Source organism: Microbacterium hanjuni (genome assembly GCF_043556395.1).
Lineage (GTDB): Bacteria > Actinomycetota > Actinomycetes > Actinomycetales > Microbacteriaceae > Microbacterium.
The window spans coordinates 40,984-63,930 of the sequence record NZ_JBIGIK010000003.1; the positions used below are offsets into that span (position 1 = coordinate 40,984).

General features: G+C 69.7%; 26 protein-coding genes. 10 read left to right on the top strand and 16 right to left on the bottom strand.

Annotation, left to right across the window (positions count from 1 at the left end; genetic code table 11):
* Positions 1-240: 240 nt before the first annotated feature.
* The 10 genes from ACFXP5_RS12420 to thyX all read right to left on the bottom strand — a co-directional run bounded on the left by ACFXP5_RS12420 (position 241) and on the right by thyX (position 9,705).
* Positions 241-462: a DUF3046 domain-containing protein gene (locus ACFXP5_RS12420; protein WP_394528726.1), complete on the bottom strand. Its 222-nt coding sequence runs from the start codon at positions 460-462 to the stop codon at positions 241-243.
* A gap of 26 nt (positions 463-488) precedes the next feature.
* A complete protein-coding gene (locus ACFXP5_RS12425; RefSeq protein WP_394528727.1) occupies positions 489-797 on the bottom strand; it encodes a helix-turn-helix domain-containing protein in 309 nt (102 codons plus the stop codon).
* 159 nt (positions 798-956) lie between these two features.
* A complete protein-coding gene (locus tag ACFXP5_RS12430) occupies positions 957-1,484 on the bottom strand; it encodes a CinA family protein (RefSeq protein WP_394528728.1) in 528 nt (175 codons plus the stop codon).
* Positions 1,481-2,065 carry a CDP-diacylglycerol--glycerol-3-phosphate 3-phosphatidyltransferase gene (pgsA, locus tag ACFXP5_RS12435; protein WP_394545409.1) on the bottom strand — a complete coding sequence of 195 codons (585 nt, stop codon included), beginning with the start codon at positions 2,063-2,065 and terminating at the stop codon, positions 1,481-1,483. The genes ACFXP5_RS12430 and pgsA overlap by 4 nt, the downstream gene beginning before the upstream one ends.
* Positions 2,065-4,707 carry an FtsK/SpoIIIE family DNA translocase gene (locus ACFXP5_RS12440; RefSeq protein ID WP_394544855.1) on the bottom strand — a complete coding sequence of 881 codons (2,643 nt, stop codon included), beginning with the start codon at positions 4,705-4,707 and terminating at the stop codon, positions 2,065-2,067. Before ACFXP5_RS12440 ends, pgsA begins: the two co-directional genes overlap by 1 nt.
* A gap of 50 nt (positions 4,708-4,757) precedes the next feature.
* Positions 4,758-5,249, bottom strand: a complete 492-nt coding sequence (locus ACFXP5_RS12445) for a GNAT family N-acetyltransferase (protein WP_394544856.1) — start codon at positions 5,247-5,249, stop codon at positions 4,758-4,760.
* Between the two features lie 77 nt (positions 5,250-5,326).
* Positions 5,327-7,003: a ribonuclease J gene (locus ACFXP5_RS12450; RefSeq protein ID WP_394528732.1), complete on the bottom strand. Its 1,677-nt coding sequence runs from the start codon at positions 7,001-7,003 to the stop codon at positions 5,327-5,329.
* Positions 7,004-7,100: 97 nt separating this feature from the next.
* Positions 7,101-8,078 (bottom strand): 4-hydroxy-tetrahydrodipicolinate synthase, encoded by a 978-nt coding sequence (gene dapA, locus ACFXP5_RS12455; protein ID WP_394528733.1) that lies wholly within the window; start codon positions 8,076-8,078, stop codon positions 7,101-7,103.
* Positions 8,079-8,234: 156 nt separating this feature from the next.
* Positions 8,235-8,999, bottom strand: coding sequence for an SDR family NAD(P)-dependent oxidoreductase (locus tag ACFXP5_RS12460; RefSeq protein ID WP_394528734.1), 765 nt, complete (start codon positions 8,997-8,999; stop codon positions 8,235-8,237).
* 7 nt (positions 9,000-9,006) lie between these two features.
* Positions 9,007-9,705, bottom strand: a complete 699-nt coding sequence (gene thyX, locus ACFXP5_RS12465) for an FAD-dependent thymidylate synthase (RefSeq protein ID WP_394545411.1) — start codon at positions 9,703-9,705, stop codon at positions 9,007-9,009.
* Positions 9,706-9,845: 140 nt separating this feature from the next.
* Here thyX and ACFXP5_RS12470 point away from each other — a divergent pair, with 140 nt between their 5' ends.
* The 4 genes from ACFXP5_RS12470 to ACFXP5_RS12485 all read left to right on the top strand — a co-directional run bounded on the left by ACFXP5_RS12470 (position 9,846) and on the right by ACFXP5_RS12485 (position 12,277).
* Positions 9,846-10,283: a TlpA family protein disulfide reductase gene (locus ACFXP5_RS12470; RefSeq protein ID WP_394528735.1), complete on the top strand. Its 438-nt coding sequence runs from the start codon at positions 9,846-9,848 to the stop codon at positions 10,281-10,283.
* Entirely contained in the window at positions 10,276-10,842 is a 567-nt protein-coding gene (locus ACFXP5_RS12475; RefSeq protein WP_394544857.1) for a DUF4395 domain-containing protein, read from the top strand. Before ACFXP5_RS12470 ends, ACFXP5_RS12475 begins: the two co-directional genes overlap by 8 nt.
* 111 nt (positions 10,843-10,953) lie before the next feature.
* Positions 10,954-11,379 (top strand): OsmC family peroxiredoxin, encoded by a 426-nt coding sequence (locus ACFXP5_RS12480; protein ID WP_394528737.1) that lies wholly within the window; start codon positions 10,954-10,956, stop codon positions 11,377-11,379.
* On the top strand, positions 11,372-12,277 hold the full coding sequence (locus ACFXP5_RS12485) for a TIGR01777 family oxidoreductase (RefSeq protein WP_394544858.1): 906 nt from the start codon (positions 11,372-11,374) through the stop codon (positions 12,275-12,277). Before ACFXP5_RS12480 ends, ACFXP5_RS12485 begins: the two co-directional genes overlap by 8 nt.
* Positions 12,278-12,283: 6 nt before the next feature.
* On the opposite strand, the gene ACFXP5_RS12490 is transcribed toward ACFXP5_RS12485, so the two are convergent.
* Both ACFXP5_RS12490 and dapB read right to left on the bottom strand, forming a co-directional pair.
* A complete protein-coding gene (locus ACFXP5_RS12490) occupies positions 12,284-12,766 on the bottom strand; it encodes a tetratricopeptide repeat protein (RefSeq protein WP_394544859.1) in 483 nt (160 codons plus the stop codon).
* Positions 12,763-13,575: a 4-hydroxy-tetrahydrodipicolinate reductase gene (dapB, locus tag ACFXP5_RS12495; protein ID WP_394544860.1), complete on the bottom strand. Its 813-nt coding sequence runs from the start codon at positions 13,573-13,575 to the stop codon at positions 12,763-12,765. The genes ACFXP5_RS12490 and dapB overlap by 4 nt, the downstream gene beginning before the upstream one ends.
* A gap of 30 nt (positions 13,576-13,605) precedes the next feature.
* Between dapB and ACFXP5_RS12500 the strand changes: the two genes are divergently transcribed.
* A complete protein-coding gene (locus ACFXP5_RS12500; protein ID WP_394544861.1) occupies positions 13,606-14,070 on the top strand; it encodes a GNAT family N-acetyltransferase in 465 nt (154 codons plus the stop codon).
* A 103-nt stretch (positions 14,071-14,173) separates the two neighbouring features.
* On the opposite strand, the gene ACFXP5_RS12505 is transcribed toward ACFXP5_RS12500, so the two are convergent.
* Positions 14,174-15,043, bottom strand: coding sequence for a MurR/RpiR family transcriptional regulator (locus ACFXP5_RS12505; RefSeq protein WP_394544862.1), 870 nt, complete (start codon positions 15,041-15,043; stop codon positions 14,174-14,176).
* A 9-nt stretch (positions 15,044-15,052) separates the two neighbouring features.
* Complete coding sequence (locus tag ACFXP5_RS12510) at positions 15,053-16,165, bottom strand: serine hydrolase domain-containing protein (RefSeq protein WP_394544863.1); 1,113 nt, start codon at positions 16,163-16,165, stop codon at positions 15,053-15,055.
* A gap of 132 nt (positions 16,166-16,297) precedes the next feature.
* On the opposite strand from ACFXP5_RS12510, the gene ACFXP5_RS12515 reads away from it, so the two are divergent.
* The 5 genes from ACFXP5_RS12515 to ACFXP5_RS12535 all read left to right on the top strand — a co-directional run bounded on the left by ACFXP5_RS12515 (position 16,298) and on the right by ACFXP5_RS12535 (position 21,435).
* Entirely contained in the window at positions 16,298-17,242 is a 945-nt protein-coding gene (locus ACFXP5_RS12515) for an N-acetylmuramic acid 6-phosphate etherase (protein ID WP_394528744.1), read from the top strand.
* Positions 17,243-17,319: 77 nt separating this feature from the next.
* Positions 17,320-18,609, top strand: coding sequence for an ABC transporter substrate-binding protein (locus tag ACFXP5_RS12520; protein WP_394544864.1), 1,290 nt, complete (start codon positions 17,320-17,322; stop codon positions 18,607-18,609).
* Positions 18,610-18,653: 44 nt separating this feature from the next.
* Positions 18,654-19,595 carry a carbohydrate ABC transporter permease gene (locus ACFXP5_RS12525; RefSeq protein ID WP_394528746.1) on the top strand — a complete coding sequence of 314 codons (942 nt, stop codon included), beginning with the start codon at positions 18,654-18,656 and terminating at the stop codon, positions 19,593-19,595.
* A complete protein-coding gene (locus ACFXP5_RS12530; protein WP_394528747.1) occupies positions 19,595-20,428 on the top strand; it encodes a carbohydrate ABC transporter permease in 834 nt (277 codons plus the stop codon). The genes ACFXP5_RS12525 and ACFXP5_RS12530 overlap by 1 nt, the downstream gene beginning before the upstream one ends.
* Positions 20,425-21,435 (top strand): N-acetylglucosamine kinase, encoded by a 1,011-nt coding sequence (locus ACFXP5_RS12535; protein WP_394544865.1) that lies wholly within the window; start codon positions 20,425-20,427, stop codon positions 21,433-21,435. Before ACFXP5_RS12530 ends, ACFXP5_RS12535 begins: the two co-directional genes overlap by 4 nt.
* Before the next feature lie 82 nt (positions 21,436-21,517).
* On the opposite strand, the gene ACFXP5_RS12540 is transcribed toward ACFXP5_RS12535, so the two are convergent.
* Both ACFXP5_RS12540 and ACFXP5_RS12545 read right to left on the bottom strand, forming a co-directional pair.
* Positions 21,518-22,297 (bottom strand): alpha/beta fold hydrolase, encoded by a 780-nt coding sequence (locus ACFXP5_RS12540; RefSeq protein ID WP_394544866.1) that lies wholly within the window; start codon positions 22,295-22,297, stop codon positions 21,518-21,520.
* Positions 22,298-22,310: 13 nt separating this feature from the next.
* Positions 22,311-22,913 carry a histidine phosphatase family protein gene (locus ACFXP5_RS12545; protein ID WP_394528750.1) on the bottom strand — a complete coding sequence of 201 codons (603 nt, stop codon included), beginning with the start codon at positions 22,911-22,913 and terminating at the stop codon, positions 22,311-22,313.
* Positions 22,914-22,947 lie beyond the last annotated feature (34 nt).

The window sequence follows — 22,947 nt, forward strand, 5'->3', positions numbered from 1 at the left end:
TCGCCTGTAGGCTGTCGCGCTCTCCACCGACGGTGGCGATGCCCGACAAGGCGTGGGTGTCATTCGACGCTGTCCACGCTACGGAGGGCCTCCGACATTGCTCTGGAGAAGTCCTCGTAGGAGGAAAGACGCTTCCTCGACACCCGCTGTGCAGGAGACTACGCGGCACTCGAACACTTCTTCGACGACACGCCGCGATTCGACGCACCCCGCTCGGGGTCCGCCGAGCGCGGCGTCATCTCAGCGCCCTCGCGGTTCGAGGCGCCCCACCCCGTAGCGGCGGGAGTCCGGGACGTCCATCTCCGCGCAGAGCGCGAGCCATACTTCGCGCGGTGCGACACCGGCCGCGAGCGCTTGCGCGGCAGTGAGACCGAGCGGGCTCAAGACGAGATCGACGACCAGCGCACTACCGGAGGGGCCGAACTCGTCGGCCACGGCACGATCGAACTCGCTTCGACGCATGGAACGGAGGTCCGAGGATCTCGGACTCAGCGCAGCGAGAGCTCGGGTTCGATGGAGGCGACCAGGTCGTCGGGAACCACGTCGGGGAAGGTCTGCAGACCCTCCAGAACGGAGAGCCGGTCACCCACCTCGCGCATGATGGTCGAGATGGGAACGTCGAGCGCCTCGGCGACCGACGCGAGGATCTCGCTCGATGCTTCCTTCTGACCGCGCTCGACCTCGCTCAGGTAGCCCAGCGCGACACTCGCGCGGCTTGCCACCTGACGGAGGGTGCGGCCCTTCTGCTGACGGAGATCACGGAGGACTTCGCCGATCTCTTGACGTACCAGGATCATCTCAGGGCCCTCCTTACGCTGATTCCACCGACTGTCCGGGTGGACAACGGTACAACACCCTCGATGGCCAATCTAATCCCGCGCGCTGGGGAATGGGTGGGAATCGCCGAATGTAACGACCGCGAAACACGTTCTGTTCCCGGTGGGGCGCATCGGGTTTCACAGCGCCGCGAGAGTGCGGCGGATCGCGATTCGAGCCGCCTCCCGGCGGATGGCATCGCGGTCCCCCGAGAGCGCCAGAGTGTCGACGCGCGTGCCCAGCGGGGTGGAGATCGCCACGTGCACGGTACCGACCGGTTGCCCGTCGGGGGAGGCGGGTCCGGCGATGCCGGTGGTCGCGATCCCGACGTCGGCGATACGGCCGTCGATCGCGAGCGCCTCACGCACGCCCTTGGCCATCTGACGGGCAACCCGGGGGTGGACGGCGCCGTGCGCGTCGAGCAGGGCAGCATCCACACCCAACAGGGAGCGCTTGATGGCGGAGTCGTAGGCGACCACTCCCCCGCGGACGACCCGGGACGCCCCCGGCACCGCCACGAGCGCGGAGACCACGAGTCCACCGGTGAGGGATTCGGCCACGCCGACGCTCCACCCGAGCTCCGCCAAGCGGTCGATGAGACGGGCCGCGCTCTGCTGAGGATCGCGGACGAGCGTCGCCTCGAAATCGTCGGGGAGGTGATCGATCATGGACGCCGTCGCGCTCGAGCCGCGCGCAGCTCGGAGGCGAGGTAGTCGATGCCACTGGCGATCGTCAGCACCACGGCTGCCGTCATGGTCAGCACGTTCGCCCACCAGATGACGCTCTGCCCGATCGAGGAATCCGTCAGGGTCGCCAGGGGCAGCAAGGCGAGGGAGAGCGCGACCGCCTGGGCCACCGTCTTGAGCTTGCCCATCCACGCCGCAGCGAGGACATGGTCGTTGACGACGATGAAGCGGTACACCGTGATGCCGATCTCACGGATGAGCACGACGATCGTGATCCACCAGGGCAGTTCGCCCAGGATGCTGAGACCGACGAACGCGACGCCGGTGAGGGCCTTGTCGGCGATCGGGTCGAGGAGCTTGCCGAGGTCGGTGACGATCTCGTACCGGCGCGCGAGGTAGCCGTCGATGCCGTCGGTGGCGATGGCCACGATGAACAGCACGGCCGCCCACCAGCGCAGGGCACCGTCGGCACCGTCGTCGGCCAGCAGCATCCACAGGAAGATCGGTGCGCAGAGGATGCGCACGATCGTGATCGCGTTCGGCAGCTGGCGTGGCACGGCCATCATTCGCGGCCCGTCAGCTGCCACATGTCTTCATCGCCGTCGTCGGCGTCGACCACTTCGAGACCCGCGAACTGCGCCTCGACCGGGTCGCCCGAGTCGGGGACGTCGTCGCCGCGAAGGCGTGCCATGACCGCCGGCAGCTGTTCGTTGGTGACGAGCACGTCGCGCGCCTTCGACCCCTCGGAGGGCCCGACGATCTCGCGCGATTCCATGAGGTCCATCAGGCGCCCCGCCTTCGCGAAGCCGACGCGCAGCTTGCGCTGCAGCATGGAGGTCGATCCGAACTGCGTGGACACCACGAGCTCCGCCGCGGCGAGGAGGAGTTCCAGGTCGTCGCCGATGTCGGCGTCGATCTCCTTCTTCTCGGCGGTGGCCGCCACGTCCGAGCGGTACTCGGGCCGTGCCTGGTTCGTGACGTGGGCGACGACCTTCTCGATCTCGGCCTCGCTCACCCAGGCGCCCTGCACGCGGACGGCCTTCGACGCGCCCATCGGCAGGAACAGGGCGTCGCCCTGGCCGATGAGCCGGTCGGCGCCCGGCTGGTCGAGGATGACGCGGGAGTCGGTGACACTCGTCACGGCGAACGCCAGTCGCGAGGGCACGTTGGCCTTGATGAGGCCGGTGACGACGTCGACCGAGGGGCGCTGCGTGGCGAGGACGAGGTGGATCCCGCTCGCTCGGGCGAGCTGGGTGATGCGGACGATCGAATCCTCGACGTCGCGCGGTGCGACCATCATGAGGTCGGCGAGCTCATCGACCACGACGAGGAGGTACGGATACGGCTTGAGCACGCGCTCACTGCCGACGGGGAGCTTCACGTCACCCGACACCACCGCACGGTTGAAGTCGTCGATGTGGCGGTAGCCGAACGACGCGAGGTCGTCGTAGCGCATGTCCATTTCCTTCACGACCCACTGGAGCGCCTCGGCGGCCTTCTTGGCGTTCGTGATGATGGGGGTGATCAGGTGCGGCACACCGGCGTAGGACGTCAGTTCGACGCGCTTGGGGTCGATGAGCACCATGCGCACCTCGGACGGCTTCGCCCTCATCAACAGGCTCGTGATCATCGAGTTCACGAAGCTCGACTTACCGGAGCCGGTGGATCCGGCGACGAGGAGGTGAGGCATCTTGGCGAGGTTCGCGACGACGAAGCCGCCACCCACGTCCTTGCCGACACCGATCGTCATGGGATGCGTGGAGGCCGCCGCATTCCCCGAGCGCAGCACATCGCCGAGCGTGACCATCTCGCGGTCGGCGTTGGGGATCTCGATGCCGATCGCGCTCTTGCCCGGAATGGGCGCGAGGATGCGCACCTCGTTCGATGCGACGGCGTAGGCGATGTTGTTGGTGAGGGCGGTGATGCGCTCGACCTTCACGCCGGAGCCGAGCGTGATCTCGTACTGGGTGACGGTCGGGCCGCGCGAGAAGCCCGTGACGCGCGCGTCGACGGAGAACTGCTCCAGCACGCTCTCGAGCGCCTTCACGACCGCGTCATTGGCCGCGGAGCGCGCCTTGGGCGGCGTGCCCTCGGACAGCGCGGTGACGGCGGGGAGGCGGTAGTCCACGGCCGGCGGCATGCCGGCACTGTCGCCGCCCAGGCCCGAGATGCCGGGCATCTCCTCCTCGAGGAGGGTGTCGTCCATGGCCGTGTCTTCGCGCAGCCCGCGGCCGGGCTGTGCCATCGGCGAGAGCGGCGTGAGCACCTCCGTGAGCGCGTCCGGGAGGGGAGGCACGGGCGGCCGTTCGGGAGCGGTGAAGACCTGTTCGAACGCGCCCTCCGTCTTACCGGGGGTGAGGAGTTCGGTGAGGTCCTGCGAACCGAGCGTGCCGTCGGCGTCGTCCTCGCGGCCGGCCTTGTTGCGCCGCCACCAGGGCCGTGGATCGTCATCTCCGGTCTCGGGGGCCGGAGCGCCGGCATCCGGCGTCGCCGTCACGACCCGCTCGGTGCCGAACATCCATGCGTACAGGTCGCCGAGGCGCGCACCGATGCGGTTCGGCGGAGTCTTGGTGAGGATCAGCACGCTCAGCGCCGCCACGAGGGCGAGCACGATGCCCGCGCCGATCGGGGTGAGCACTAGGGCGAGCGGTTCGCCCACCATCCACCCGAACAGCCCGCCGGCGGTGCTGAGGGTCGCGAGCCCCGAGCTCGGCTGCGGTCGGCCGCCGAGCACGTGGCAGAAACCGGCCACGGCGACGACCAGGAGGGCGAAGCCGATGCCGATGCGCCCGTTGTCATGAACGGACGAGGGGTGTCGGAACAGCCATCCGGCCAACAGCAGCAGCAGGACGGGGAACACGAAGGCCTCGCGACCGATGAGGCCGCCGACGCTGTAGGCGCTGATCGCCGCGGCGACGTCGGTGCCGATGAGGAACCACTCCACGACCGCACCCGCGACAGCGAGCACCACGAGCAGGAACGGGAAGCCGTCACGGCGCTGGTCTTTCTCCAGCGTCTCCGGACCGAAGGTGCGGAACATGCCGCCGACCGCGTGGGCGAGTCCGAGCCACGCGCGCACGACGACCGGAGGCTTGTCGCTCTCGCCGACGTAACGCTTCGGCTCGGGCGCGGGCGCGGGTTTCCGGGCGCGAGCGGACCCTTTCGCGGGCGCACGGCCGCTGGTCGAGGAGGTGGTGCGGGGCATGCCCCCACGGTAGGCGCCCCCGGCGACGTTTGCCCTGAGCGACGCGGGGATCAGCGCAGGCGCTTGACCATGGTGTCGCGGCCGAGACCGCTCTGGGTCACCGCGAAGCCCTCCGAGCGGTACAGCACCCGCGCGAAGTTGTCGCGCTCGACGCTGAGGCTCAACCGGGCGTAGCCGCGCTCCCGGGCATCGTCGGCGAGATGGCGCAGCAGCCTCCGGCCCAGCCCGTGGGCGCGCCAGACGGGGCGCACGCCGATGATGAGTTCGGGCACGCCCGTACCGACGTATCCGAACCCCGGGTCACTCCGCGGGAGCAATCGATACCACGCGGCACCGACCGCACGGCCGACCTCGGTCTCGGCGACCACGCCCGAATCCCCCGGGCGCTGCCACCCGGTGATGTAGCGCTGGTAGTCCGGGGCCGACAGCACTTCGTGCCGCGGTCGCGCCGTCTTGCCGCTCCAGTTCGCCGCTTCCACCACCATGTCGGCGAGGAAGGCGCCATCCGAGGGGCGGGCGGCGCGCAGCACGAAGGCGGGCATGGCGGCATCCTAGCGACGGGGCCGCCGGAGCGCTCGGGGACGAGAGGATGCCGGCGCGCCGGCATCCTCTCTATGGATCACGCCTCGATGACGAGCGGGATGATCATCGGACGACGACGCAGCGACTGGTTCACCCAGCGGCCGATCGTGCGGCGGACGATCTGCGACAGCGCGTGCGGGTCGCGGACACCCGACTTCGCAGCCTCCGCGAGGGCGGCGGTGATCTTCGGCTTGACGGCGTTGAACACCGAGTCCTGCTCGGCGAAGCCGCGAGCGTGGATCTCGGGACCGCTGATGACCTTGCCGGTCGCGGAGTCCACGACGACGATGACGGAGATGAACCCCTCTTCGCCGAGGATCCGGCGGTCCTTGAGGTCGGCGTCGGTGATCTCGCCCACGGTCGAGCCGTCGACGTAGACGAAACCGATGTCGAGCTGGCCGACGACCGTCGCCACCCCGTCGCGGAGGTCGACGACGGTGCCGTTCTCGCCGAGGATCGTGCGCTCGACGGGGACGCCGGTCTCCTGGGCCAGCCGAGCGTTGGCCGTGAGGTGGCGGTACTCGCCGTGGATGGGCAGCACGTTGCGCGGCTGCAGGATGTTGTAGACGTAGGTGAGTTCACCCGCGGCGGCGTGGCCCGAGACGTGCACCTTGGCGTTGCCCTTGTGCACGACGGTCGCGCCGAGCTTGGTCAGCCCGTCGATGACGCGGTAGACGGCGTTCTCGTTGCCGGGGATGAGGCTGGAGGCGAGGATGACGGTGTCGCCGGGTCCGGGCTCGATCTCGTGGTCGAGGTTCGCCATGCGGCTGAGCACGGCCATCGGCTCACCCTGCGAACCGGTCGACATGTAGACGATCTTGTCGTCGGGCAGGTCGCGGGCCTTCTTGTAATCGATGAGGATGCCCTCGGGCACGTGCAGGTATCCGAGTTCCTCGGCGATCGTCATGTTGCGCACCATGCTGCGTCCGAGCAGGGCGACTCGACGACCGTTGGCGGCCGCAGCATCCAACACCTGCTGCACGCGGTGCACGTGACTGGAGAAGCTTGCGACGATGACGCGGCGAGGGGCCTTCGCGATGACCTGGTCGAGCACCGGTCCGATGCTGCGCTCGGTGGGGGTGAACCCGGGCACGTCCGCGTTGGTGGAGTCGACGAGGAAGAGGTCGACGCCCTCCTCGCCGAGGCGCGCGAAGGAGCGGAGGTCGGTGATGCGGCCGTCGAGCGGCAGCTGGTCCATCTTGAAGTCGCCCGTGGCGAGCACGAGGCCGGCGGGGGTGCGGATCGCCACGGCGAGCGCGTCGGGGATGGAGTGGTTGACGGCGATGAATTCGAGGTTGAACGGACCGACCTGCTCGCGGTCGCCTTCGCGCACCGTGAGCGTGTAGGGCTTGATCCGGTGCTCTTTGAGCTTCGCCTCGACGAGGGCGAGGGTCAGGCCCGAGCCGATGAGGGGGATGTCGCCCTTGCGCTTGAGGAGGTAGGGCACCGCGCCGATGTGGTCTTCGTGGCCGTGGGTGAGCACGACGGCGACGATGTCGTCGAGGCGATCCTTGATCGGTTCGAAGTCGGGGAGGATCAGGTCGACCCCGGGCTGGTGCTCCTCGGGGAACAGCACGCCGCAGTCGACGATGAGCAGCTTTCCCTCGTATTCGAACACGGTCATGTTGCGCCCGATCTCGCCGAGACCGCCCAGGGGGTAGACGCGGAGTGTGCCGGGCGCGAGCGCGGGCGGGGAGTAAACGGTGGTGGGCATGTGTGGCCTCCTCAGGACAGCCGCGGTGACGGAGTCCGGTCTTGGTGCCGCGCAGGGCGCGGCGTGATGGTGCCGCCCGGTGACAGGCGGGTCGTGCTCAGCGTGTGGTTCCGTGCACCTTCGGCAGCGCGCCGCCGGCGGCGGCGTTGCGGTCCGGGCGGAAGTTGGAGAAGTCGGCACCCGCGACCCCGCGGACCAGAGCGAGCTCGTCCTCGATGGCGGCGGCCTCCCACTCCTCCGGTCCCACGAGCGGCAGGCGCACGCGGGGGCTGGAGATACGGCCGAGGCCGTGCAGGATGTACTTCGCCGAGACGGTGCCCGGCACGTGCGTCATGACGGCGCGCACGAGCGGCTCGAGCCGGCGGTGCTCGGCGGTGGCGGTGGCGAGGTCGCCCCGGTTCACCGCGTCGATGATGGTGCGGTAGGGGGCGGCCGCGATGTTCGCGGTCACCCCGATGAGCCCGGACGCCCCGATCGCGAGGTGGGGCAGCACGTTCGCGTCGTCGCCGGAGAAGTACATCAGGTCGGTCTGGTTCAGCACGCGGCTGACCTCGCTGAAGTCGCCCTTGGCGTCTTTGATCGCCAGGATGTTGGGGTGCTTCGCGAGCCGCAGGATCGTCTCGTACTTGATGGGCACACCGGTGCGGCCGGGGATGTCGTACAGGATGACCGGCAGGTCGGTGGCGTCGGCGACCAGGCGGAAGTGCGTGAGGATGCCCGCCTGGGTGGGCTTGTTGTAGTACGGCGTGACGATCATGATGCCGTCGGCGCCGGCCTTCTCGCTGGCGCGGTAGAGCTCGATCGCGTGGGCGGTCTCGTTCGAGCCGCCGCCGGTGATGATCTTCGCGCGGCCCGCTGCGACGTCCTTGCCGACCTCGACGAGGCGGAGCTTCTCGGCGTCGGTGAGGGTCGAGGTCTCGCCGGTGGTCCCGGTGACCACGATGCCGTCGGCGCCGGCGGAGATGACGGATTCGATGTGCTTCTCGGTGGCGGCCCAATCGACCTCACCGTCGGCCGTCATCGGCGTGACGAGCGCGACGAGCACCTGTCCGAAAGGATTGCCCGTGTGCGTCATACTTCTAGGTTATCGGTCCGGGGTTGCCCGGGCTGATCGCCCGGCGGGCGGCCTTTTGCAGCATCCGCTCGTCTCGAATCAACGCTTCGACGCACCGATCCACATCGAAGCGCAGCGCTGGGGCATGGATTCAAGCACGGGGCTATGGATTCGCGGTCAGCGGCCGCGCTCGCCCAGGCCCGCCACGATGCGGTCGGGAAGCACCCGCGACAGGGCGACCAGCACCTTGTACCGCAGCGAGGGGATCGACACCGATCGCCCGCGGGCGGCATCACGCAGCGCCTCCGCCACGACGTCAGGGGCGTTCAGCCACATCCCGCGCGGAACACCCTCCTGGCCCGGCGGCAGCCCGAGACGCTCGTGGAAGTTGGTGTGCACGAAGCCCGGCGCGACGGCGGTGACGGTGACCCCGTCGCCGCGATAGCGCACGTTCGCCCACCGGCTGAAACTGAGCAGCCACGCCTTCGCCGCGCCATAGGTGCCGCGCGGCACGAAGCCCGCGACCGAGGCGACGTTGATGATGCGCCCGCTCCCCCGCGCCAGCATGCCCGGCAGCACCGCGCGCATCAGGCGCAGCGGAACCTCGACGTGCAGGGCCAGGTGACGCACTTCGTCCTCGACCGGGGTGTCCTCGAAAGCGAGCGACAGCCCGAAGCCGGCGTTGTCGACGAGCATGTCGATCGGATGCTGCGGATCGGCCGCACGAGACACGACGGTGTCGCGCTGCTCGGGGTCGAGCAGATCGGCGGCGAGGACCTCAACCTCGACGGCGTGGGCCGCGCGCACCTCGTTCGCCACCGCATCGAGCGCCGAACGGTCCCGCGCGACCAGCACGAGGTCCATTCCGCGAGCGGCCAGCTGCCGGGCGAACTCGGCGCCCAGGCCGGAGCTTGCCCCGGTGATCAACGCCGTCCTGGTCATGGGGCGATCAGGGGGAGACGCGGCCGTTGGCGTTGAAGGCGGCGTGGGTGAGCGGCATGAGCTCGGTCCAGATCGCCTCCATCTGCTCGGCGCACATCTCGATCTCGCGCTGCGGGAAGGAGGGGAAGTACGTTCCCTCGACCTTGGTGCGCAGGGACAGGAAGTTCATCAGCGAGCGCGCGTTCATCGTCACGTACATCGAGGAGTAGATGTTGAGCGGCAGCACGATGCGTGCGACTTCGCGCGCCACCCCGGCCTCCAGCATCCGTTGGTACGCGTGGAAGGCGAACTCCGAGGCGTCCCGCGTCGCGGTGTCGACGAGGGCGTGCTGAGCGGGAGTGCCGGGGAGGAATTCGTAGGCGCCGGGCTTTCCCACCTGCAGCAGATTGCGCTCGGGGGCCGGTAAGTAGAACACCGGGAGCAGCTCGCGGTAACGACCGGACTCTTCGTTGTACGAGGCGATGCGGTGCCGCATGAACTCGCGGAAGACGAAGATCGGCGCCTGCACGTAGAACGTCATCGAGTTGTGCTCGAAGGGAGAGCCGTGCCGGTCGCGCATGAGGTAGTTGATGAGCCCGCGGTCGCGCGCCGTGGCCTCGGTGCCGGCCTGTGCCTGATCCAGCGTCAGCTCACCCTGGGTCGACACCCTGGCGGCGAACAGCACGTCCGAGTCACTCGCGCTGGAGCGCACCAGCTCCACCGTCATGTCGCTGCGGAACTGGATCTCGGGGGCCTCGGCGTCGCTCACGCCTGCCACCTTATCCGGACGAAACCGCGCGGGTCATGCGGTGTCATCTTCCCGTGAACGGAGCGGCCCCCCGGATACACCGGTTAGCCTGGGCTGTTGTGACCCTCACCTCCGCTCTCCTCGTCTTCGCCGCGCTCGTCGCGGTGACGCTCGGTGCGGGATTCGCGGCGCGACGCCGTGCCGGACGCGTGCGCCACACCGCCGCCCACGAGGTCGTCGTGCCCGAGCGCCTCGGTGCCGAAGGGCTGGGCGAGGAAGCCACCCTGCTGCAGTTCAGCACCGAGCTGTGCTCGCGCTGCCCGGGCGTGCATCGGAGCCTCTCCTCGATCGCGGCGGCCCACGACGGCGTCCGCCACCTCGACGTCGACCTCACGCACCGCCCCGACATCGCGAAGCACTTCCACGTGCTGCAGACTCCGACCACCCTCATCCTCGACCGGCGCGGCGCCGTTCAGTCCCGCATCGGCGGGGTGCCCAACCGCGAAGTGGTCGAGCTCGAACTCACCCGCCTCCGCGGAGTCACGGCCGATGTCTGACGCCCGCCCGCGCGGCATCGATCCGCGCGGACCGCGGTTCGCCGCCGCCATCACGGCCGTCCTGCTCGCGGTCGACGTCATCATCGGTCTGACCGGGCTCTCCACCGCCCGACTCGGGAGCAGCTCCTACCTTCCCGACGGCGATTTCGCCTTCGTGGCCGGAGCCTGGGCGCTGCCGAGCGTCTCACTCGCCCAGCGCGTCACCGATCCGGCGTTCCTCCTCCTGGTGGTCATCGCGCTGGTCTTCGTCTGGGGCGTGGTCTCCCCGCGCACCGCGCCGTGGAGCGTGCTGTACCGCCGGGTCGTGCAACCGCGCCTCGCGCCGCCCGTCGAACGCGAGGATCCGCGTCCGCCGCGCTTCGCCCAGGGTGTCGGACTGTTCGTGACCACCGCCGGACTCGCGCTGCACCTGATCGGCCTGCCCTGGGCGCTCCCGATCGCAGCCGCCTTCGCCTTCGTCGCGGCATTCCTCAACGCCGCCTTCGGACTGTGCCTCGGCTGCCAGCTCTACCTGCTGCTGCAGCGCGGCGGCGTCATCGGACGCGTCCGCCCCGCCTGAGCGCCGCTACCACTCCCCCCGATACCTGTCGAGCCGTCCCGCTCGTCAGGGGGCGGGGATAGGCTGGCGCCGCGCGCCATGAACCGGCGTGCCGTATCCCAGGAGGCAGTCATGACCGTCACGAGCGAAGCCCGCACCGCTTGGAAGGGGAGCCTCCTCGACGGCTCCGGAACCGTCGCCCTGACCTCCTCGGGGGCCGGCACCTTCGACGTCAACTGGAAGGCCCGCAGCGAAGGCTCGAACTCCGTGACGACGCCGGAAGAACTGCTCGCCGCCGCCCACTCCGCCTGCTTCAGCATGGCGCTCTCCAATGCGCTGTCCCAGAACGGCACCCCGCCGACGTCGGTCGACGCCACAGCATCCGTCACCTTCAAGCCGGGCACCGGAATCACCGGCAGCCACCTCAACGTGAACGCCGTGGTCCCCGGAATCGACGCTGAGACCTTCGACCGCATCGCCCAGGACGCCAAGGCCAACTGCCCCGTGTCGCAGGCCCTCGCCGGCATCGACATCACCCTCGAGGCCACGCTTGCCTGACAGCGGTCGCGTCGTCGTCGCGGGGGCCTCCGGTCTCATCGGCACGGCGCTCGTGGAATCACTGCGCGCCGACGGCGTCGAGGTCACCACCCTCGTCCGCCGTCCCCCGCAGAACGAGCACGAGGTGCAGTGGCTGACGGATGCTGCGCCCCTGGCGCCCGGCATCCTCGAGGGGGCTTCGGCGGTGGTGTGCCTGAACGGCGCGAGCATCGGCCGGTTCCCCTGGACGCGCAGCTACAAGAGCACGCTGCTGTGGTCGCGGATCACTCCCACGCGCACTCTCGCGACCGCCCTGCGCGAGCTGGGTGACGCGGCTCCCGCCTTCGTCAGCGGATCAGCCGTCGGCTACTACGGCTCCGCCCCGGGCGTGCGCCTCACCGAGGCCTCGCCGCGCGGCGAGGGATTCCTCGCCGACCTCACCGGGGAATGGGAGGCGGCGGCGCGCACGGCCGGATCCCACACCCGCATCGCGATGCTGCGCACCGCACCCGTGGTGGACGAGAAGGGCGTGCTGAAGCCACTCATGCTGCTGACGAAGCTCGGCGTCTCGGGTCCGATCGGTCGCGGCACGCAGGTGTGGCCGTGGATCTCCCTCGTCGACGAGGTGCGGGCGATCCGGCACGTCATCGACAACGACATCGACGGTCCGGTGAATCTGAGCGGACCCACCCGGGCGACGGCGAACGACCTCGGTTTCGCCCTCGCGATGCGGATGCACCGCCCCTTCCTGCTGCGCGCACCGATCTGGGCGGTCAAGCTCGTACTCGGCTCCGACGCTACCGAGGCGCTGCTCACCACGAACGCCTACGTCGTGCCGGAGGTGCTGGAGCGCACCGGGTTCCGCTTCGAGCAGTCGACCGTCGAAGAAGCGGTCGCCGCGGCTGTGCCCGCCGCCTGAGCGGTCTCAGCCGCGGGCGGGCCCGCCGCCCGAGCGGTCTCCGCCCTGGCGGGACGCCGCTTCGCGGGAGATCGCCGTGCGGATGGCCGAGCGCGCACGTCGGCGGTCGCCGGCCGCGTCGTACGCCAGTCCCAGGCGGTACCAGGACCGCCAGTCCTCGGGATGCTGCTCGACGGCCGCGCGGTATCCGGGGAAGACGGCGTCGGCATCGTCGCGCAGCACCCGTCCGCTCGGGCGCACCGCGACGCGGTCGGCAGGCAGCTCCCCCTGTGCCTCGAGCTTCTCGCCGAGGCGCTGCGCGCGCACCCCGAACCAGAGCTCACGCCCGAGGGCCCAGACGGCGATCACGGGCAGCACGATGAGCGCGCACCCGAGAGCGATCGCGACCGGATCCCCCGTGGTGATCAGCACCCAGGCGCGTTGGCCGGCGAGACCGATGTACAACAGCAGCAGCACCGCCATCAGGGCGACGCCCGAACGCGCCTTCACAGGAGGGTGACTCCGGCGACCTGTCCGGTGACCGCGTCGTCCTCGACGGCGGCGACCGCGCGCTCCCGCGGCGTGCGCACGCCGATGTCGATGAAGCTGTCGAGTCCGACCACGACGCCGCGGGCATCGCGGGCCGCTGCCAGTGCGATGCGGATGCCCGGGGCGTAGGCGAGGGCCGGATCGATCGTGTCGTGCACGATGGTCAGCGACTCCCCCGGCCCCGACAGCACGACCTCTTGACGGGCGATCACTCCGGGGCGGCGCAGCGAATGCACCGGCACGCTCGCGACCTGCTGGCCGCGGGCCCGCTGGTCGGCGTGGGGCGAAGCCACCGGACCTGCCTTGTCGCGCGCGGCGGCGATCAGTTCGGCCGTTCGCACCGCGGTGCCGCTGGGCGAATCGACCTTGGTGTCGCGGTGCGCTTCGACGATCTCGATCGAGGGGAAGAAGGGTGCGGCCACCGCGGCGAGCGCGCTGCCGATGACCGAGCCCAGCGAGAAGTTCGGGATGAAGACGGCGCCGGTGCCGGCCTTGGCCACCAGCGGGCGGATCTGCGCGATGCGCTCATCCGACCATCCGGACGTGCCGACGAGCAGGTTGATCCCGTGCGCGATCGCGGCTCGGACCACGTCGATCGAGACGGCGGTGGTGGAAGCATCCACCACCAAGTCGGAGCCCACCATCTCGTCGAGGTCCGAGCGGGAGGTCAGCACCGCGACGACCTCGAACCCGGGTTCGGCGTCCGCGACGTCGCGGATCACGCTGCCGAGCTTGCCCGTACCGCCCACGATGGTCACGCGCGTCGTCATCCCCCCAGCCTACGGCGCTAGCCTCGAGGCATGACCGAGATCCGCCCCGTCGCCGTCGATGAGCCCGACGCACACGGGTTGTTGCAGGAATACTTCGCGCTGCGCGCGTCGATCTTTCCCGGCGGCACGTACCGCACGGCCTTCCCGGACCCGGCGACCTTCACCGAACCGGACGGTGTCTTCGTTGTGCTGTACGACGGCGAGGAACCGGTCGGCTGCGGCGGGATCCGCCGGGTGCCCGAGGGTCCGGAAGGCGTGCGCTACGAGGTCAAGCATCTCTACGTCTGCGACGCCGGCCGCGGCCGCGGGTGGGGGCGGATGCTGTTGACCGACCTCGAGCGGCGTGCGGCGGAGTTCGGCGCGGCCGAGGTGGTGCTCGACACGCACCACACGCTGGACGCCGCCGGCGCCCTGTACGCGCGCTCCGGCTACGTCGAGATCGAGCCCTACAACGACAACTCCAACGCCACCCGCTGGTACTCGCACGTGCTCTGAGCGAATCACTGCGATCCGGCGCGAATCAACCCTGCGGCGCAGCGTCGGGGTGTTGATTCGAGCACGGGGGTGTTGATTCGCGGCGCGCGGGGGTCAGCGCGCGTCAGTAGTCCAGACGATGGTTCTGGACGGCGTCGTAGGTGGCGCGCAAGGGTTCGTTGGCCGTGTCGATGCTGCCCTGCAGAAGGCGCACCACGAGGAAGTCCACCAGCGCCATCTGGGCGATGCGAGAAGACATCGCACCCGAGCGGAAGCGGTTCTCGCGCACGCTGGTGGCCAGCACCAGCTCGGCGGTCTCACCGATGGGCGAGTGCGGGAAGTTGGTCAGCGCGATGGTCATCGCGCCGGCGCGACGCGCGATCTGCAGCACCTCGTTCGTCTCCGCCGCGAGCCCGGAATGCGAGATTCCGATCGCGACGCTGCCGGGGCGCGCGAGGGCCACTGAGGTCAGCGCGAGGTGCGTGTCGACCCAGCAGTACGAGCTCAGCCCGATGCGGTGCAGCTTGAGATGCAGGTCCTGCGCCGTGAGCCCGCTCGAGGCCACCCCGAAGATCTCTATCCGCGACGCGGAGCGGAGAGCTGCTACCGCGGCGTCGAGGGCGTCCAGATCGAGGGAGCGGGCGGTTTCCTCGATGGCCCGCGCTTCCTGGTACGCCACCTTCGTCACCACCTCGACGGCGCTGTCGTCGGGTGAGATGTCGGCGTCGGCCACTCGGAACTGGTCGCGAGAGGTCTCTTCGCGGCTGATCGCCGAGGCGATCGCCATGCGGAACTCCTTGTACCCGCTGAAACCGAGGGTCTTGCAGAATCGGGCGACGGTCGCCTGCGAGGTGTCGCAGACCACGGCGAGCGCGCTGATCGTCGAGGAGACCACGATCGAAGGCTCTTCGAGCACCTTCTCCGCGAGACGGCGCTCGGCGGGGCTCAGCGACGGCAACCGCTGCGTGACGGCGACGAACACATCGGTGCGCATCCGGGGCTCCTAGGCTCGCGCGGCCACGTCGGCGATGCGACGACGCAGGTCACCGAGTCCTGGCCACGCCCTGGACGGGTGCACACGGTTGGTCAAGATTATCAAGGACACCTCGCCGCCCGGCACGGTGAGCATGCTCGTGCCGGTGAAGCCCGTGTGCCCGATCGCGCCCGCGTCGGCCAGCATCCCCATCCAGTCCGCGTCGGCGATCCGGGGCCCGAGTGCCTGCCCGAATGCCGGCCGACGACCGACGTCGGCGGTCAGCGCGTCGGTCGTCAGAGCGCCGACGACCTCGGGGGCGAGGATGCGCCGGGAACCCGACCACCCGCCCGTGCGCAGCAGCTCGGCGACGGCGAGCAGCGACCGGGCCGAGCCGAACAGCCCCGCGTTGCCGGTGACCCCGCCGAGCGCCCACGCGGCTTCGTCGTGCACCTCGCCGTGCACCAGGCCCCGCGCGGGCTCTCGCTGGAACTCCGTCGCGGCGATTCGGGCGGGGTCGAAACCCGGTTGCCGGCGGGGTGCGAAGACCACGTCGTCGAGGCCGAGCGGTCCGGTCAGGGTGCGGCGCACCACCACGTCGAGACCGTCGCCGGTCAGCGCCTCGGTGAACAGACCCGCCCAGAGGTATCCGACGCACGAGTAGGTGTAGTGCGCCCCGGGTCGCTCGATCGGGCGCACCCGACGGAACGACCGCCACGCATCGGCCGGATCAGGAGCCCGGCCGGTCGAAGCGTCGGGGTAGCGCCAATCCGGCGGGAAGCCGGCGGTGTGCGAGAGCAACTGGGCCACGGTGATGGCGGAGAGGGTGTCATCGCCGCGGAACTCGGGCAGCACCTCGGCCACGGTGGTGTGCACCCCCAGGCCCCGTTCGTGCAGCGCGGTGAGGGTGGCGATCGCGGTGAAGACCTTCGTGATCGACGCCAGGTCGAAGACGGTGTCGCTGTTGACCGGGCCGACGGCCCCCGTGAAGGGGGCGCCGACGTCATCGGCATAGCGCGCGGTCACGCCGACGCTGTCGTGGGTGACCACCTCGCCGCCCACGGCCACGAGCACCGACGCTCCGGAGAACGACGGATGCTGCGACGCCTGCGCGTTCGCCAGGATCGCCCCGATCTCGGTCACCTCGCCATTGTTACACGCGTGTGAAGAAAAGTTCCGCCTGGTTGAGAAGCTATGAAACTTATGCCCATACTTCTCATCACGAGCTGCGAGCCTCCTCCCGGACGCAGCACCAACGACGAAGGTTTTTCCGCAATGGCACAGATCCACCCGGTGGCCGATCCCCTGCTCGCAGGGGATGACCACCTGCCCGACACCGAGAAGAGACTCGCCGCATCGGTCGACCTCGACGCCATGTCGACCCTGCAGGTCCTGCAGCTGCTGACCAGCCAGGACCGTGTCGCCGTCGAGGCGGTCGCCGCCGCCGCGCCGCAGCTCGCGCTGCTCGTCGACACCGCGGCGGAACGCCTCCGTCGGGGCGGCTCGGTGCACTACTTCGGTGCGGGCACTTCGGGTCGCCTCGCCGTGCTCGATGCGGCCGAGCTGCTGCCGACCTTCAACCTGGACCGCGGGGTGGTGGTCGCCCACATGGCCGGTGGCCCCGAGGCTCTCGCCACCGCGATCGAGAACGTGGAGGACTCGCGAGAGGAAGGCGCCCACGACGCCGCCGCTCTCGGGCCCGACGACGTCGCGATCGGCATCACCGCCTCCGGGAACACCCCGTACGTGGGAGGAGCCCTCGCTGCGGCGAGCGAGCGGGGGGCGTACACGGCGCTCATCTCGTGCAATCCCCGAGCGACCCTCGCCACGGGCGTCGACCTCGATGTCGTGCTCGCGACCGGTCCCGAGGTGATCACCGGCTCGACCCGACTGAAGGCCGGGACCGCCGAGAAGCTCGCCTTGAACGGCTTCTCCACGACCCTCATGGTCGCCCTGGGCCGCACGTGGTCCAACCTCATGGTGTCGGTCGTGGCAACGAACGCGAAGCTCCGTCGTCGCACGATCCGCATCCTGATGCAGGCCTCCGGCCTCACCGAGGCTGCGAGCGTCGAACTGCTGGCGCGCACCGAGGGCGATCTGAAGGTGGCTATAGTCGCTGCGGTCGCCCCCGCCGACCCCGATCCGGCGCGCCGGGCACTCGCCGCCGCCGATGGTTCGGTGCGCGACGCCCTACGCCTGCTCAGCGCCGCGTCCGCCTGAGCCCACAGACCCCGGGCGCCGCATCGCGCACGGACCCCCCGCTCCACCCCGCAGCATCCCGACAAAAGGAGAAAACCATGAGGCGTTCCGCCCTCACCCTCGTCGCGGCGACGGCCAGCGCCGCGCTGCTCCTCGCCGGCTGTGCGCCCTCGGCGCCGCAGAGCAGCTCTTCGGGCGGCTCCGACGAAGACGTCACCCTGAAGGTCTGGTCCTGGCGCACGGAGGACGTCGACGCCTACAACCGCATCTTCGACGTGTTCGAGCAGGAGAACCCCGGCATCACCGTCGACTTCGAGGCCTTCCAGAACACCGAGTACAACCAGATCCTCACGACCGGGCTCGCCGGCAGCGACGGTCCGGACGTTCCGATGGTGCGCGCCTACGGACAGCTGCAGCCGAACATCGAGGCCGGTCAGTTGGTCGCCATCGACGACGACGTCGAGGGTCTCGACGCGATCGACCCCTCGGTGCTCGCCGGCGCCAAGGGCCGGGAGGACGGCAAAACCTACGCCGTGCCGCTCGCGACCCAGACGCTGCAGATGTTCTACAACAAGGACATCTTCGAGCAGAACGACCTCGAGGTCCCGACCACGTGGGACGAGTTCATCGACGTGCAGGAGACGCTCCTCGCCAACGGTGTGACGCCGATGGCTCTGGGTGTGAAAGACGATTGGATGATGCCGATCTTCGCCGACATCATGGGCTCGGCGCGCTACGGCGGCAGCGAGTTCGAAACCGCGGTGCTGGACGGCTCGAAGACCTTCGAGGACCCGGACTACGTGGCCTCGCTGCAGCTCGTCGAGGACATGAAGAAGTACCTCACCCCCGACGTCGTCGGCGTCGGCTACAGCGACAGCCAGATCCAGTTCACCTCGGGCCAGGCAGCCCAGTTCCCGGGCGGGTCGTTCGAGATCTCCACGTTCGCCAACCAGGCGCCCGATCTGAACCTCGGGTCCTACCAGGTGCCACTGCCCCCGCAGGCCGTGAGCGAGACACCCGTCAGCCCGGCCTACGCCGACGGCAACTTCGCGCTCAACGCCAAGTCCGACCACCAGGAGGCTGCCCTCACGTTGCTGAACTGGCTCGCGACTCCCGAGTTCGGTCAGCTCGTCGCCGATGAGCTGAACCAGTTCTCCGCCATCCCGGGGGTCGAGTACTCCAACCCGGTCATGCAGGAGGCGTGGGACAACTACCAGGACGGCAAGGCGCCGTACCTCCTGCTCGTCGACTTCCGTTACGGCGAGCCCCTCGGAACCGCGGTGCTCGGCCAGCAGGTGCAGAAGATCTTCATGGGTGAGCAGGATGCCGAGGGTGCCGCGACGGCGCTGCAAACCGGCATCTCGCAGTGGTTCACCCCCGGTCAGTAAGACGCTCCGCGACGCATCCCCCCACCCCCGAAGGAACGAAGACCATGTCCGTCACCACGACGCGCCGTAGCCGGCACATCGGCATCACCCTGTCGAAACGGGCGGGCCTGGTCTTCGTTCTCCCGGCGTTGATCCTCTTCGCCATCTTCATCCTCTACCCGCTCGTCACGGCGCTCAGCTACTCGCTGTTCGACTGGACGGGCATCGCGCGGGGCGACTTCTCGGCTCTCGCGAACTACGTCACCATCTTCACCACCGCCCCCTACCAGGACGCCATCCCGAACGCGTTCCTGCACAACGTGCTGCTGTTCGTCGGCGCGATGGTGTTCCAGAACACGGTCGGTCTCGGCCTCGCGGTGCTGCTGCACCGGGTACGGCGGTTCAAGCGGTTCTTCCAGACCGTCTACACACTGCCGTACCTGGTGTCGCCGCTCGTCGTCGGCTACCTGTGGTCGCTCATGCTCTCGCCGCTGTTCGGTCCGGTGAACGCCATCCTCAAGGGCGTCGGGTTGGGCGAGCTCGCCCAACCCTGGCTCGGCAACCCCACGACCGCGATCTGGGTCGTCGTGTTCGTGACCGCCTGGCAGTGGGTCGGTTTCCCGGTGCTCCTGTACGGCGCCGCTCTCGGCGGCATCCCGGAGGAGATCGAAGAGGCCGCGTCCCTCGATGGAGCGAGCAACTGGCAGCGGTTCCGCAGCATCACCGCTCCGCTCCTCATCCCCGCGATCGGAACCGTGAGCGTGCTGACCTTCATCGGCGCGATGGAGGCCTTCGCGATCCCCTACGCCCTCGGCGGATCGGCGGGAAACCCCGCCGGCGCCACCGACGTCCTCAGCCTCCTGTTCTATCGGACGGCGTTCGAGTCGGGCTCCTCGAACGCGATCGGCACGTCCTCGGCGATCGCCACCCTGCTGTTCGTCTTCATCCTCGGAGTAGCCCTCCTCATGACCGGCCTCATGCGCCGCGCCGAAAGGAACCTGTACTGATGCGCACGCGACGCACCTTCTCGGTCGGCGGGTTCCTGTCCTCGGGATTCCTCTGGCTCTACGCGCTCATCGCGATCGCGCCGCTCCTGCTCATGGTGCTGAACTCGTTCCGCACCATGCCCGAGATGGCGCAGAGCCCCCTGGGTCTGCCGCAGTCGCTCAACTTCTCGAGCTACCAGAAGGCCTGGATCACGGCCGACTTCCAGACCTACTTCGTCAACTCGATCTTCGTCACCGTCGCCTCCACGATCCTCTCCACCGCGGTGTCGCTGCTGGCGGCCTACGCCTTCGCGCGCACGAAGTCGAAGCTCTTCGGGGCGATCGAGGCCACGTTCCTCTCAGGCCTCATGCTGCCGGTGTACCTCGCGGTGCTGCCGCTGTTCTTCCTGCTGGAGAGCCTCGGCCTCGTGAGCAACCTGTGGAGCCTGATCCTGGTCTACGCCGCTCTCGGCATCCCCTTCTCGACCTTCGTGCTGGCCGGGTTCTTCCGGCAGCTGCCGATCGAGCTCGACGAAGCCGCACGTCTCGACGGAGCGGGCCCGTTCAAGACGTTCCTCCTCGTGCACCTCCCCCTGGTGCGTCCGGCGATCGCGACCGTCATCGTGTTCCGGTTCGTACCCGTGTGGAACGACTTCTTCTATCCGCTCATCCTGATCCGCGACCAGAACGCGTACACGCTGCCCGTCGGCATCACCCGCTTCTTCGGCGAGTACCAGACCGACTGGGCGACGCTCTTCGCCGGCCTCACCCTCGCCACGATTCCGCTGGTCGTGCTGTTCCTGCTCGCCACGAAGCAGATCGTCTCGGGGCTCACCGCGGGTATGAGCAAGTGACACTGGGGCAGAGGACGAGGGGGGGCTGGGTCGTCGGGCTCGACATCGGCGGGAGCGCCAGTCGTGCCGCCGTCGCGCCGGCCGTCGACGACCCGGCCGAAGCCCCTGCACTTCCCTTGAGCGGCGAACGCGTCGGCATCTCCCCGGGGGGCAGCCGGGTGCCCGAACTCGTCGACGCGCTGCTGGTGCAGGCCGCCGCCGCGATACCCGGGGGCATGGCCGAGGTGCGCTCCGTCGCCATCGGCGCCACCGGGGTGCGAACGCTGGTCGCCGATCCCCAACGGCTGGTCGACACCCTCGCCGCTCAGCTGCCCGGCACCGTCGTGCAGTTGTCGACGGATGCGGTCACCGCCCATCTCGGCGCGCTCGGCGGCGCCCCTGGAGCGGTCGTGGCCGTCGGCACGGGTTCGATCGCGTTCGGCACCGACTTCGCCGACGTCTGGGTGCGGGTGGACGGGTGGGGTCACCTCCTGGGCGACCGCGGCGCCGCATCCTGGATCGGGCGCACCGGGCTCGAAACCGCGATCGCCCGGTGGGACGGCGTCGACGCGCGGGGCGAAAGGCTGCTCGCAGCGGCGATCGCCCGCTTCGGCGCCCCGCTGACGTGGCCCGCGCAGCTGTACACGCGCGATGACCGCGCCGGGGTGCTCGGCTCCTTCGCCACCGACGTCGATGCCCTCGCGAACGCGGGAGACGAAGCGGCAGTGGCCATCATGCACCAGGCAGGGCGACAGGTGGCACGCAGCGTGGCGGCCGCGCTGCAGCCCGGCGTGGCGCCGACGGTGGCGGGGACAGGCGGGCTGTTCGACAGCGCTGCCTTCGCGGCGGCCTTCCGCGAAGAGCTCGGCCGTCGGGCACCGCACGCCGAGCGGCGCGAGCCGCTGGGGTCGCCGCTCGACGGGGCCGTGCGGCTGGCGCGGCTCGGTCTGCGAGCCGACACACGGCCGCGGCCGCACCCGGATCACCTCTGGGCGAGCGTCCCCCGTGGTCTGGGCGAATCAACATGATCCTGCGCGAATCAAGCCTCCGGCGCAGCATCCGAGTCTTGATTCGAGCGGGGGGGGTGTTGATTCGCGCCGGAACCGGCCGCTAGGCGAGCACGCGCTCGCTCACCACGCGAGCGGTGGCGACGGGATCGGGCCGGTGCATGACCGACTCCGGAACGACCACGAGCTCGGCGTGGTCGATCGCCTCGGCGAGGCGGTCGGCCGCGGCGATGAGGAAGGGGAAGGTCTGCTCACCGCGGAGCACGACCACCGGTTGACGGACAGCGAGCATCTCCGGCGTCGGCGTGGAGACCTCGCGCACCAGCTGGGTGTCGTAGACCGTGGACTGAGCCAGCGGAACGAGCCGGGGGAACTGCTCGCTCGCACGGATCTGCTCGACCATCTCGCTGGGCAGGCCGACCCCCTCCCGCTGGAACGTGGCCACCGCCTCCCCGGGATCGCCCCGATCGATCAAGGCCTGCAAGCGGTCGGCGAGGTCGGTCGGCGCGTCGCCGACCCCGAAGTGCAGCGGGGGCTCGGAGAGGAAGAGCGCTCTGACCGGCACACCCGTCGACGTCGCCAGCAGCGCGAGGATCGCCCCCGAGGAGTGACCGAGGACGACGACATCGGGGCCCGCAGCATCGATCACGGCCGCGAGATCCTCGACTTCGCGCTGCGGGATCGACCCCGGGGAGTCGCCGCTGGCCCCCCTCGCCCGCCGGTCCCAAACGACCGCGCGGAGTCCGGTGTCGACGAGCGCCAACGCGAGCCCCTGGGCATCGGCTGCCGTCGAGAGCGCCCCGTTCACGATGACGACCGTGGGGCCGTCTCCCCGCGCTTCGAAGGCGATGGGCGTGCCGTCGGCGGAGATCACGTGGTCCATACCCGAGAGGATCTCAGACGGGGATGGTCTCGGGAAGTCCGGTGCGCAACTCGAAGGGCAGGTGACCGAGATCGTTGTGGGTCAGCATCGTCCACGGCCGCCCCTTCTTCTGGGCGATGACCGTGAGGCCGCAGTGGGCCTGGTTCAAGCTCATCCACCGCCACTCGGGCGCTTGCATCACTTCTCGGACGAACCAGCCGATGACGAAGTTATGCGTGATGAGCAGCTCGTGCACCTCACCGGTCTTGCGGGCGAGGAACTCGCTGGTCGCATCGGCCATCTGCGCGCGGCCGGCCTCGATCTCGGCCTCGGTGATGGAGCCGAAGAACGGCTCGAAGACCGACGGTGTGTCGGGGGTCATGCCGGTGGGAACGCAGTCGAAGAGCAGGGCGGTGGACTCGGGAGCGACGGACGGCAGCCGCTCGGCGACGGCGGCGGCCGTCTGCGCGGCACGCTCGAGCGGCGAGTGCCAGACGGCATCGAGCGGAACGCCGGAGAGGCGGTCGGCGACGGCGGCGGCCTGGCGGTGACCGCGGGGCGACAGGGGCCCGTCGGCGAGACCGTGCTCCGCGTCCTGGTGCTCGCCGTGGCGCACGAGATAGATGTAGTGCGTCACGTCATCTCGCTCCGTGGTGGGGTGGCGTGCCTGG